We start from the raw sequence: 12,106 nt of genomic DNA on the forward strand, positions 1-12,106 counted from the left end.
CAATGGCTAATAATAAAACGGCTCACTCTTCTAAAAATGATTCAGCTATTAGTTGGAAAACTCTTAGCAGACTTGCCTCTTATGTGCTTGTGTATCGAGTTAAAATTTGCGTAATTATTGCATCAATAATAGTTAGCGCAATCGTGCAAGCTGCAAGCGCAATGTTTTTGCAATCTCTTGTTGACTCGTATATTCTTCCGCTTGTCGGTAAGCATAATCAGGATTGGACGCCTCTTGTTCGCATGATTATTCTGATGGCAAGTGTTTACGCTGTTGGTGTGTTTTGTTCTTGGCTTTGGAGCAGGCTTGTTGCGAATATATCTGAAAGTGTTATGCGTGATTTGCGAGATTCTATGTTTAAGCATCAGCAGAAGCTTTCATTGCGTTACTTAGATTCTCAAGGTTACGGCGATATTATGAGCCGTTACACAAACGATACTGAGGTTCTTCGTGAGGCAATTTCGTGGGCATTTCCGGACTCTTTTTCTGCACTAATGTCGATTTTGGCAGCGTTTATATCTATTATGTGTCTATCGCTTCCGGTTGCAGTTTTTGTAGCTATATTTACTGCAATGTTGCTTTATTTAGTGCGTTTTATGCTAAAGAAATCTGGCAGTTTATTTGAGCAATTCCAGCATGCATTAGGCGAGTTAAATGAGTTTGTTGAAGAATCTGCAACAGGCAGCAAAGTGATTAAAATTTTTAATCATGAGACAGATTCTATTGAAAAATTAGATAATTGCATAGAAAAAGTGCAAAAAATTTCTGCAAGTGCCAATTCTTATGCGAATAATGTAATGCCTGTTATTAGTAATGCAAGCTATTTGCTTTATGTATTAATTGCTTTACTTGGTGCGTGGGCTGCTTCAGCTGGTTTGCCAACGCTGGGATTATCTGGATCTAGTACTCTTACATTAGGTACGCTTATATCTTTGCTGGCACTTTCGCGCGCATTTATTAACCCTATTGGCGAAATTACAATGCAAGCTAACGCACTTATGATGGCTCTTGCAGGAGCTTCTCGTATTTTTGAGTTACTTGATGAAAAGCCAGAACTTGATTCTGGCAGTGTGCAATTAGTTAAAGTGCGTGTACTTCAGTCTGCTGAAGATCTTGGAGAAAAATCAGCATTTGATGTGCTTGAAGAAGTAGACGAACAATCTGAAGGAAACAATATTTATTGGGCTTGGAAAAGGTCAAAGCAAGATAATGGCACTAAAGCTAAAAAGTGCGCTCAAAACTTAAGTGAAATGGCTCAAGAGATTGTGTGCCATGCAAAGCGAGATGCTCGCACTTCTAAGGATGGCCGCTATACTTTGCTTCGAGGCGACGTGCGTTTTACGGATGTTGTGTTTGGCTACAAAGAAGATCATCCAGTTTTGCACGATATTACGTGGTTTGCAAAACCTGGTCAAAAAGTTGCTCTTGTTGGAGCTACAGGTGCTGGAAAAACTACTATTGCTAACCTTCTTACGCGTTTTTACGACATTGATGATGGGCAAATTTTGTATGATGGCATTGACGTGCGCGATATTTGCAAAACGGATTTGCGTCACGCTATTGGCACTGTTTTGCAAGATGTGAATTTATTTACTGGCACAATAATGGACAATATTCGTTATGGAAATCTTGATGCTAGCGACGAAGATTGTATTCAAGCTGCAAAATTGGCTCATGCTGACGCGTTTATTTCTCATCTTCCTGACGGATACAATACGCAGCTTAACAATGGCGGTGAAGGGCTTTCTCAAGGTCAGAAGCAGCTTATTTCTATTGCTCGTGCTGCAGTAGAAAATCCGCCTGTGTTGATTCTCGATGAAGCAACTTCATCGATTGACACGCATACTGAAGAATTAGTTCAGCGTGGAATGGATTCTTTGATGGAAGGGCGCACTGTATTTGTAATCGCTCACAGACTGTCCACAGTGCGCAATTCTGATGTGATTATGGTGCTGGATCACGGTCGCATTATTGAACGCGGTTCGCATGAGGAATTATTGGCAAAACGTGGGGAGTATTATCAGCTTTGCACTGGAGCTGCTGAGCTTGAATAATAGCTTGATTTTGTGCTGCAACACGCCGAACACGCGCGGCACTTGCATTTTGCTAAGGATTCTGTAAGATAGTGACTCGGCTGTTCGAGAGAACAAAGCCACGGCCCCGTAGCTCAGTTGGTTAGAGCGCCGCCCTGTCACGGCGGAGGTCACCGGTTCAAGTCCGGCCGGGGTCGCGATTAATAGAATACCCGGTTCGCCGGGTTTTTTATTCATCATGGCTCTGTAGCTCAGTTGGTAGAGCGAACGACTGAAAATCGTTAGGTCAGCGGATCGATCCCGCTCGGAGCCACTGTCAAAATAAGCATTAGAAGTGTTTGATTGCTTCTAGCGCTTTTTGTTTTTGCGTCTTACCTACATTATCCATCCTCACCCTGTTTTGCTGCTTTGATACCATACGATGAGTTGATATTATGAGTCGTAGTTTAACAATTTTATGTGAATAGAAGTGGAATAAAGTGGAAGAATCTCAAATAGTAAATTTGCAATCTGACGAATTAGAATCCAATATTTTGGAATCTGATGAATTGAATTGTATGAATAAGCATAAAAACAATAAAGATGATAAAGACAATGGTTCTGCTAGAGTAATTCTTTCTTTTGTAAGAAGGTCTGCTCGTTTGGACGCGCGTCTTGAGCGAGCAAAAGAGCGATATTCAAGCCAATATTTATTAAATGTTGAAGATAGTTTAGGGTCTTTACGTGTAAAAAGCGATTTGCTGGTAGACTCCAACTGGGTTGCTAAAAATTGGGGTAATTCGAATCCTCTTATTGTAGAAATAGGATCTGGTCAGGGCGAAAATATTGTAGCTGCAGCCGAATCAAATCCAAATATTAATTTTCTTGCACTAGAAGTTTATGATCCAGGAGTGGCACACACAATGCTATTAGCTGGAAAACAGGGTGTAGAAAATCTTAGAATAGCGCAAGTTAATGCACCTGATTTTCTAGCTTCATGCTCTAATGGTGTTTTGAAAGAAGTTTGGACTTTCTTCCCAGATCCATGGCCTAAAATGAGACATCACAAGCGTAGGATTGTGCAGCCGTCTTTGGCAGATGCGGTGCATAACGCACTTATTGATAAAGGCATTTGGAGAATTGCTACGGATATTGAGGATTATGCACTACATGTTCATGAAGTTATGGATGAACGAGAAGATTTTGAAAATACTGGAAAGTTACAAGTAAGTTTGCCGATTGAGCATGTTGGTAAGGGCAATGCTCAAGATGCTAAAGATTTACATCATGCTGATTTCGCGGAATCTGTAAGATTTGAAGGTAGGGTTTTGACGAATTTTGAGCGTAAAGGATTAGAAGCAGGTAGAAAAATTCATGATTTGACTTATGTTGCTAAATGAGTGACAAAATGATTCAACACGCCGTAATTTGCTATGTGAGTTTATGAGTGTTAATATCATATGGTTTGGTTAAAGCCCCCTTCGTCTAACGGTTAGGACACCAGACTTTCAATCTGACAACAAGAGTTCGACTCTCTTAGGGGGTACAAATTCTAAGCCACTTAGTTTGCTAAGTGGCTTTTTGATTATCAATGTATTGTTGCAAGTAGTGATTTCAGGGTAGCGATTACCCCGATTACCCGTAATTCAACCAAAGTTAATTGCAAATAAGAAATAAGATTATGTCAGTGGTCAGTGGCGCGTTTAGTGGCATGCAGGGTAAAATAATGAACAGCGTGTGTTTACAAGATTATTTGTAGATAATATACAAAATGTGTAAATAGCAATGACTATTAGTTAGACGAAAGAGGCTGGTTATGCCAAATATGTTCGGAACAGATGGTGTTAGGGGATTAGCCAATCGAGATTTAACCGCGCAGCTTGCGTTGGATTTAGGAGATGCTGCAGTACGTGTTTTAGGTGAAGCAACGCATAGTAGCGAGTCGCATAACGAAGATGCAGGGAAGAAAATGCATGCTCGACGCAGAGCGTTGGTTGGGCGAGATACTAGAGTTTCTGGAGACTTTTTAGCATCGGCTTTGGCTGCTGGAATGAGTGCGGGCGGTTTTGATGTGATTGATGCTGGCATAATACCAACTCCTGGCGTGGCTTTTCTAACTTCTGTGCTCAATGTAGAAATGGGAGCTGTGATCTCTGCTTCGCATAACCCAATGCCAGATAACGGCATTAAGTTCTTTGCACGCGGAGGCTTCAAACTTCCAGATAGCAAAGAAGACGAGATTGAGGCTGTTTTAGGCAAAGAATGGCAGCGTCCTACAGGCAGCGGCGTTGGACGAATCAGCCATGACACTATTACCGCAACAAACCTTTACATCGATCACCTCGTTTCTTCTGTTGCTCCATTAAACAGCGAAACATCAACACGTCCAAAACCTCTTTCGGGATTAAGAGTTGTGGCAGACTGCGCAAATGGTGCAACGTCTGTAGTAGCACCAGAAGCATTGCGCAGAGCAGGCGCAGAAGTAATAGTAATTAACGCTTCTCCAGATGGATACAATATTAACGATCACGCAGGTTCCACACATCCAGAACAATTGCAAGCTATGGTTAAGGCGTCTAACGCCGATTTAGGAGTAGCTTTCGATGGTGATGCAGACCGTTGCCTAGCTGTAGACGAAAAAGGAAACATGGTTAATGGCGACCAAATTATGGGCATTCTTGCGCGTTCTAAGAAAGCCGAAGGAAAGCTGAATCACAATACTCTTGTTGTTACAGTAATGAGCAATCTTGGATTAAAGCTTGCGCTAAAAGACATGGGTATTTCCACTGTTCAAACAAGCGTCGGAGACCGCTACGTTCTAGAAGAGATGCTTAGAGGCGATTATTCTCTTGGCGGTGAACAGTCGGGTCATGTGATTAATCGCGAGTTTGCAACCACGGGAGATGGCACACTTACAGCACTTACGCTGTGTCGCGAGGTTGTGCGCGAAGGCAAGAAGCTTTCGCAAATGGCTGCCGACTTCCCTCAGCTTCCGCAATGCTTAGTCAATGTGCCGAATGTAGATAAGATGGCAGCTAAAACTAATGCTGCTGTTCTTAAAGCGGTAGAAAAAGAAAGCGCGCTTTTGGGAGATACGGGGCGCGTTCTTCTTCGACCAAGCGGAACAGAACCACTTGTGCGCGTTATGTGTGAAGCTGCAACGCAAGAGCAAGCAGATGAGGTTTGTGCACGACTTGCGCAAGTTGTAACTGATAATCTTAAGCTGTAGCGCGCGACGACCTACCTTTTCGCTTAGAGCGTAGCGCGAAAAGGTAATTCGGAGCGCTGAGCTTGCTTAAGGTTGAAAGCACGGTGTGCTTTCAACGCAAGCGAAGACGTTCGCGCGGCTAATCCGCGCGAACGACATGATTAACTTTTCAGCTTTTTGTAGCTCGACACGCTGATCATGACTACAAAAAACAGATAACCTTGATATACTAATCCTTTTGGTATTGTTGTTTGAGCGTATGTGATTTAGCAACAATAATCAAAGTTGGCTTTGTAAATTACTTTAGAAGTTTTGTAGAATTAGCCTTGGTAAAGGAGCCCTATGTTTACGCATCACGCAAGTGTTGATACTAAGCTTAGCCGCGCGGTGGAGCGCCTTTTAGATTCCGCTACAGACGATGGCGTGCTATCTATAGTTCAAGCAGGAGAGCCTGTGTTAAGACAACGAACAGTGGCTTACGATGGTCAGCTAACGCGTGCTACTCTTAATAAGCTTATTTCGCTTATGCACAGCACTATGTTAGATGCACCAGGAGTTGGCTTAGCTGCTCCGCAAATTGGTTTAGGTCTTGCAATTGCTGTTGTAGAAGACCATGTTCGAGACGATGCAGATGATCCTAGGGATATTGCAGAATTGCCATTTAGGGCGATCATAAATCCCCACTATGAACCAATTGGAACACAAACACGCAGTTTTTACGAAGGATGCTTGAGTGTTGCAGGATATCAGGCGGTTCGTCAGCGTTGGTTAGATATTCAAGCTACATGGCAAGATGAAGATGGTAAGCAGCATTCTGAACGTTTACATGGTTGGCCAGCGCGAATCTTCCAGCATGAAACAGATCATTTACGCGGAGAGCTTTATATTGATCGTGCTGAGATGCGCTCGCTTTCTACAGATGAAAATCTTGAGGATTATTGGTCTGATGAGGCTGTTCCTGTAACTGCTGCTAGAACACTCGGTTTTGCGATTTAAAATAAAAGACGAATGCAAAATAAAATCCCCCACAAGTTTTCTTGCGGGGGATTTTATTAATCACAAATATCAGATATGGAAGTAAAGCTCATACTCGAGTGGCGTTGGAGCCAAACGAGCCATATCCATCTCTTCATGCTTTAGATTAAGCCAAGTTTCAATCAAGTCGCTAGTAAACACATCTCCTTGCATAAGGAAGTCGTGATCTTCTTCCAAAGCTTGCAAAGCTTCACCAAGCGAAGAAGGAACTTGCTTAATGCCGTCATGCTCTTCTGGAGGAAGCTCGTAGAGATCTTTATCAACAGGAGCAGGAGGCTCAATGTGGTTCATAATGCCGTCTAAGCCAGCCATAAGCTGAGCAGAGAACGCTAAGAATGGATTGCAGGAAGGATCCGGAGCGCGGAACTCAATACGCTTAGCAGAAGGAGCCTCACCAGCAAGAGGAATACGAATAGCTGCAGAACGGTTACGAGCAGAGTAAACCAAGTTGACTGGGGCTTCGTATCCTGGAACAAGGCGGTGGTAAGAGTTAAGTGAAGGATTTGTAAAAGCGAGCACAGAAGACGCGTGCTTAATTAAGCCGCCAATGTACCAACGCGCAATATCGGAAAGCTGAGCATAACCAGTTTCCGCATAGAACAATGGCTTACCATCCTTCCAAAGCGACTGATGGCAGTGCATGCCAGTGCCGTTATCTCCAGCAATTGGCTTTGGCATAAATGTTGCAGCCTTACCAGCCAAAGCAGCAGTCTCGTGAACAACGTACTTGTATTTCATTAAGTCGTCGCCAGCATGAACAAGCGTATTGTAACGGTAGTTGATTTCCTGCTGACCTGCGCCGCCAACCTCATGGTGAGAACGCTCAAGAATCAAGCCAACCTTTTGAAGGTTGTAAACCATGTCGTCGCGCAAGTCTTGATTATGATCAACAGGTGGAACAGGGAAGTAGCCGTGCTTTACGCGATTCTTAAAACCAATGTTGTTGCTGCCATCATCTTCAGTATCAATGCCAGAATTCCATGGAGCTTCGTTGGAATCCACCTCGTAGAAGGAGCGTTGCATGTCGTTTGCAAAACGCACCTTGTCAAAAATGAAGAACTCGGCTTCTGGAGCAAAGCTTGCGGTATCGGCAATGCCAGTTGCCTTTAAGTAGGCTTCGGCTTTAATTGCCACTTGGCGAGGGTCCCTAGAATAAGGCTCGTCTGTTACAGGATCCACAATCGAAAAAGCAACATTCAAAGTCTTATGCTTGCGGAATGGGTCAATGTATGCGGTGTCTACGTCTGGAATCAGCTTCATATCGGACTCGTTAATAGCTTGGAATCCTTGCATAGAAGAGCCGTCGAAAGCCATCCCATCTGTAAAAGCGCTGTTTAAGAACTCGCTTGCAGGCACAGTAAAATGCTGCTGAACGCCAATCAAATCGGTAAATCGAACTGATACGTATTCAATGCCTTCTTGCTTAATCAAAGCTTCGGCATCTTCTTTAGTTTGTAAAGTGGTCATGCACAATCCTTTCGTAAAAATCTCAGTAAATAGTTTAGATTGTTGCATAAGATTTTGGATTTCAGCGACTCGACTATCTGGTTACGATTGTGTTACACGCTACTTATTTGTGTTTATATGCACAAAACATGCAAGCGGCTCGTGCTCTCACGTTATAAAGTACAATGTATTTTATGAATAATAAAGAACAACATGAAGGCAGTATAGATAATCACAGCACAAGTGCAAAGCTTGATTTATCCGCGATTTTCCCAGCCAAAGGGGATGATAGGCGCCCGCCAGATTGGCTTAGCCGCGCGCTTATGTATGCTGTTATTGCAGCGTTCGTAGCGATTTTTGTGTGGTTTGCTTGGGGAAATATCGCCTTTATAGTCTTCGATGTTGTAGTATCCATTTTTATAGCGTTGGCAATTGAACCTCTTGTTGTGCGGCTCATAAAACACGGGTGGAGTAGAGCTTTTGCATCTTTGGCAAGTTTGTTTGGGCTGCTTGTAATAGTTATTTTGCTTCTTGTGCTTTTTGGTAATCTTTTTGTGCAACAAGCAGTTTCCATGGTTTTAGGTCTACCTGATTTATACAACCAGTTTGCCCATTTTGTACTAAATTCCACTGGTTTCAAAATGCCAAACATTGAGCAACTCGGCATGGAAATTCTTAAACACGTTCAAACCTCTTGGGTTGTAGATTTTGCTGGACAAGCAATTAATACAACGTGGGGATTATTGGCGGTTTTGCTTGATTTACTCACTATTCTTATGGTGACCTATTACATTTCTGCAGCTGGTCCTTCTATGCGCAGAAGTGTGTGTAGGCTGTTGAATCCTAAGTCTCAGAGGCGATTTTTATTTATCTGGTCCGTTGTACAGGAGCAGATATCAAGCTTCCTATTTTCGCGCACAATTTTGGCAGCTATTAACGCAACGGGCACTGCGATTTTCCTAATATTCATGAATGTTCCATATTGGCTTCCGCTTTCACTGTTTTGTGGAATCGTTTCGCAATTTGTTCCGACAATAGGAACATATTTAGGTGGAGCACTGCCAATTTTATTTGCGTGGGGATCTAATGGTTTTGGATCAGCTATAGCAGTTTTGATTTTTGTGACAATTTATCAGCAGATTGAAAACATGGTGATTTCACCTAAGATTTCCGAAAAAACCATGGACTTAAATCCTGCCGTAGCCTTTTTATCGGTGTTGATTATGGGTGCCGTGTTTGGTGCTCTCGGTGCATTCTTAGCACTTCCAGTAACCGCTAGTTTGCAGGCAATTCTCAAAGTTTGTACAAAACAATACAATCTAGTTTCTTCACCTTTAATGGACGATCCAAAGCCTAATCGTAAATCAATTATGGTTACGAGTGTTGAAACTATAAGAAACAGTTTTGTTAAACCTGTTAAAGATAGTGTGCTTAGAGTTATGAAAGGCTCTTCATCTCGAGTATCTATTAACGAAGACATTATGTATTGGTATAAGCAAGCCTATAATTCTTCAGACGAAACTATTGATAATGAAAATTCAGTTGACGATTCTGGGTATGTTGAAACTATGGCAATTTCACGCGATATTTTAGACGCGGTAAATAAGGATATTGCTAAAAAACGCGCAGAAAATTCAGATTCGGATAAGTCGCAAGCAACCGATCAAGATAAGGAAGAACTAAAGTCAAAAACAAATAAATCTGGTACAATTCCAAACGAAAATAAAAAAGAAAATAAAAAAGCAACAAACTCAAATAGTAATCCACGAAGTGGGTGGAATAAATGATTCTTTTGTCTATTTTCGACGTTTTAGTAATCATAATTGGCGTAAGTAGCGTTGTATATCAAGGTGTTTGCGCAGTCGCATCGCTTGTAGCAAAGCCTATTGTGTTTCCGCAAGCACCAATGGACAAGCATTACGCTGTTCTAATATCCGCGCGCAATGAGGAAGCTGTAATAGGAAACCTCATAAAATGCATACAATCCCAAACTTACGATCAAAAATTAATCGACATTTGGCTAGTCGCCGACAATTGCACCGACAGCACGGCGCAAGTTGGAAGAGAATACGGGTGCAATGTTATAGAGCGATTCGATAAGCAGCATATTGGCAAAGGTTACGCTTTAAGCTACCTGCTGGATCACATAATGGAGCTTGGAAAAGACAAAGATTACGACGCGTACTTTGTTTTCGATGCCGATAATAAGCTGGATTTGCACTATTTTGAAGAGATGAACAAAGGATTCCATGCAGGATACCAGATTCTAACAAGCTACCGAAACTCAGTGAATTTATCGGATAATTGGGTGTCTTCTGGGTCGGCATTGTGGTTTATACGCGAATCGCGATTTACCAACAATTCGCGCATGCTTTTTGGGTCTAGCTGCCATGCAGGCGGAACAGGATTCATGTTTTCGCGCGAAATCATGCACAGAAATCGCGGGTGGAAATTCCATCTGCTTACAGAAGACCTTGAGTTTACGATGGACTCGATTTTGCACGGCGACAAAGTGGGTTATTGCGGATCGGCGGTTCTCTACGACGAGCAGCCGGTATCGTTTAGGCAAAGCTGGAGACAGAGGTTGCGCTGGAGTAAAGGCTTCTTGCAAGTGTTCCGCTATTATGGAGCAGCTCTTATACGTCACGGAATCCGCGAACGCGATTTTTCGTCAGTTGACTTTACGCTTATGCTATGCCCGTTTATGGTGCTTGCGATTGTGCGACTCATACTCGGATTTATTTTTGCCGCGTTTGGATTCGTCACTTGGACAAGTCAGATTTACTCAACGCTTAACTTTATAACCACTACTGTTACAAGCGTTTTGGGCATGATGGTGTTTGTTTCGCTTACCATTCTTGTAGAGCACGATAAGCTTGGGGCCACTAACAAAGAGCTTTTTGCATATGCACTTAGCTTCCCGATTTTTATGCTTTCGTATGTGCCGATTGCGTTCCAAGCTGTGTTCTCTAAGAGCGAGTGGAAGCCGATTCATCACACGGGGCGGTAAATCGGAGCGAGCGCGTGAAATTCTCTGTTTGGTGTTGCGCTACTTCCTGTTTGGTGTGTAGGAGGGCTGGGTGTTTCTTGTCTCACAACGCTTCGCCTCTTACGTGTAGTTTGTTGTTGCGGTTGTTCCGATTTGGTTTTGATTTTGTTTTTTGGTTGAAGTTTGTTTGTAGTGGTTGATCATTTGGATTATTTGGTATCGGCTGCCGCTCTTATACTGTTCGACCAAGAATCACCCAGCCCTTTTACATTCTTGAACAATTGCGTATTGCTTAATCACTGAGATTCTCGATTTTTCTTGCTACTTCAGCGAATCACCATCAAAGATGCTGAGGTTCGCTTCATTCGCTGCGAAAAATCTCGAATCTCTACCTAGCTCGGTGTAATTTATGCAATCTCGTAGTGCGTTCATACGCAATATATGAGATAATAGAAGCCTTGATGTAAACGTGCGATTGCGCAATAATGTGGCGCAATACGTGCGTTTATCTGTGTATTGCGAGGTTTTTATGGTAGATTCTGTTCCTTCTGCAAATGCGTCTGGCAGTGTTCCAGTTTTTGGCGTAAACGCTTACGACGCTACTAATGAAGAAGTTCCAGCGGTTTCTATTCGCGGATTTGTTAAGACTTTTGGAAAAAAAGTTGCTGTAGATAATCTTTCTTTAGACATTCCAGCAGGCTCTTTCTACGGATTGGTAGGTCCGAACGGTGCTGGCAAAACCACTACGATTAAAATGCTTACGGGCTTGCTTATGCCAGATGCTGGCTCGGCTTCGATTTTTGGCAACGACGTTTGGAGCGACGTAAATAGCGCTAAGCGCTCAATCGGTTTAATGCCACAAGCAGATGAGATTTTTAAGACGATTACTGGTCTTCAGCTTTTAACTTACGCTGGCATGCTTCGCGATATGAGTCGCGCGGAATCCGTAAAGCGTGCAAACGACTTGCTTTCTGCTTTCGATTTAACAGAAGCTGCAAATACTATTGTTTCTGACTATTCAACTGGTATGACTAAGAAGATTTGCCTTGCAACAGCTATGATTCACAGCCCGCGCGTGCTTGTGCTCGATGAGCCTTTTGAGGCAGTGGATCCTGTTTCTAGCGCAAATTTGAAGGATATTCTCGCCGAGTATGTTTCTACTGGCGGTACGGTTATTATTTCTTCGCACGTTATGGAATTGGTTGAAAAAATGTGCTCGCACGTGGCAATCATTAACGAAGGTCATGTTGCAGCTTCTGGCACTCTTGAAGAGGTGGCTCAGGGCAAAGATCTTGAAGATCGCTTTATGGAGCTTGTTGGCGGACGTCACGCTGCTGCACGCATCGACTGGCTTAATGGCGGTAAATCTGATAATGCTCCTGCATCTTCCACCGATCTCAACGCTTAAAAAAGGAG

At 42.9% G+C, this 12,106-nt stretch carries 8 protein-coding genes and 3 tRNA genes; 10 read left to right on the forward strand and 1 reads right to left on the reverse strand.

Annotated features, from left to right (window positions below; translation table 11 throughout):
- Window positions 1-2: 2 nt before the first annotated feature.
- The 7 genes from HXT19_RS01410 (at window position 3) to HXT19_RS01440 (ending at window position 6,216) form a co-directional block, all read left to right on the forward strand.
- On the forward strand, window positions 3-2,054 hold the full coding sequence (locus HXT19_RS01410) for an ABC transporter ATP-binding protein (protein ID WP_004115774.1): 2,052 nt from the start codon (window positions 3-5) through the stop codon (window positions 2,052-2,054).
- A gap of 102 nt (window positions 2,055-2,156) precedes the next feature.
- A tRNA-Asp gene (locus HXT19_RS01415) sits at window positions 2,157-2,230 on the forward strand.
- A gap of 43 nt (window positions 2,231-2,273) precedes the next feature.
- Window positions 2,274-2,346, forward strand: a tRNA-Phe gene (locus HXT19_RS01420).
- 166 nt (window positions 2,347-2,512) lie between these two features.
- Window positions 2,513-3,412 (forward strand): tRNA (guanosine(46)-N7)-methyltransferase TrmB, encoded by a 900-nt coding sequence (gene trmB, locus HXT19_RS01425; protein WP_422119724.1) that lies wholly within the window; start codon window positions 2,513-2,515, stop codon window positions 3,410-3,412.
- A gap of 74 nt (window positions 3,413-3,486) precedes the next feature.
- Window positions 3,487-3,558, forward strand: a tRNA-Glu gene (locus HXT19_RS01430).
- Window positions 3,559-3,828: 270 nt separating this feature from the next.
- Window positions 3,829-5,241, forward strand: a complete 1,413-nt coding sequence (glmM, locus tag HXT19_RS01435) for a phosphoglucosamine mutase (protein WP_004112216.1) — start codon at window positions 3,829-3,831, stop codon at window positions 5,239-5,241.
- 321 nt (window positions 5,242-5,562) lie between these two features.
- On the forward strand, window positions 5,563-6,216 hold the full coding sequence (locus HXT19_RS01440) for a peptide deformylase (RefSeq protein ID WP_004115770.1): 654 nt from the start codon (window positions 5,563-5,565) through the stop codon (window positions 6,214-6,216).
- Window positions 6,217-6,285: 69 nt separating this feature from the next.
- Here HXT19_RS01440 and glnA read toward each other — a convergent pair whose 3' ends face one another.
- Entirely contained in the window at window positions 6,286-7,722 is a 1,437-nt protein-coding gene (glnA, locus tag HXT19_RS01445) for a type I glutamate--ammonia ligase (protein ID WP_004112221.1), read from the reverse strand.
- A 173-nt stretch (window positions 7,723-7,895) separates the two neighbouring features.
- On the opposite strand from glnA, the gene HXT19_RS01450 reads away from it, so the two are divergent.
- The 3 genes from HXT19_RS01450 (at window position 7,896) to HXT19_RS01460 (ending at window position 12,098) form a co-directional block, all read left to right on the forward strand.
- Window positions 7,896-9,488: an AI-2E family transporter gene (locus HXT19_RS01450; RefSeq protein ID WP_410313925.1), complete on the forward strand. Its 1,593-nt coding sequence runs from the start codon at window positions 7,896-7,898 to the stop codon at window positions 9,486-9,488.
- Window positions 9,485-10,711, forward strand: coding sequence for a glycosyltransferase family 2 protein (locus HXT19_RS01455; protein WP_101887895.1), 1,227 nt, complete (start codon window positions 9,485-9,487; stop codon window positions 10,709-10,711). Before HXT19_RS01450 ends, HXT19_RS01455 begins: the two co-directional genes overlap by 4 nt.
- A 508-nt stretch (window positions 10,712-11,219) precedes the next feature.
- Window positions 11,220-12,098 (forward strand): ABC transporter ATP-binding protein, encoded by an 879-nt coding sequence (locus tag HXT19_RS01460; protein ID WP_004115766.1) that lies wholly within the window; start codon window positions 11,220-11,222, stop codon window positions 12,096-12,098.
- The last annotated feature ends 8 nt before the right edge of the window (window positions 12,099-12,106 follow it).

This window comes from Gardnerella sp. DNF00038, from assembly GCF_049262855.1.
GTDB lineage: Bacteria > Actinomycetota > Actinomycetes > Actinomycetales > Bifidobacteriaceae > Bifidobacterium > Bifidobacterium vaginale.

Bases quoted from the DNA above. Each gene is read 5' to 3' on its own strand.
- HXT19_RS01450 (WP_410313925.1), top strand. From the start codon at position 7,896: ATGAATAATAAAGAACAACATGAAGGCAGTATAGATAATCACAGCACA.
- glmM (WP_004112216.1), top strand. From the start codon at position 3,829: ATGCCAAATATGTTCGGAACAGATGGTGTTAGGGGATTAGCCAATCGA.
- HXT19_RS01410 (WP_004115774.1), top strand. From the start codon at position 3: ATGGCTAATAATAAAACGGCTCACTCTTCTAAAAATGATTCAGCTATT.
- glnA (WP_004112221.1), bottom strand. From the start codon at position 7,722: ATGACCACTTTACAAACTAAAGAAGATGCCGAAGCTTTGATTAAGCAA.
- HXT19_RS01440 (WP_004115770.1), top strand. From the start codon at position 5,563: ATGTTTACGCATCACGCAAGTGTTGATACTAAGCTTAGCCGCGCGGTG.
- HXT19_RS01460 (WP_004115766.1), top strand. From the start codon at position 11,220: ATGGTAGATTCTGTTCCTTCTGCAAATGCGTCTGGCAGTGTTCCAGTT.
- HXT19_RS01455 (WP_101887895.1), top strand. From the start codon at position 9,485: ATGATTCTTTTGTCTATTTTCGACGTTTTAGTAATCATAATTGGCGTA.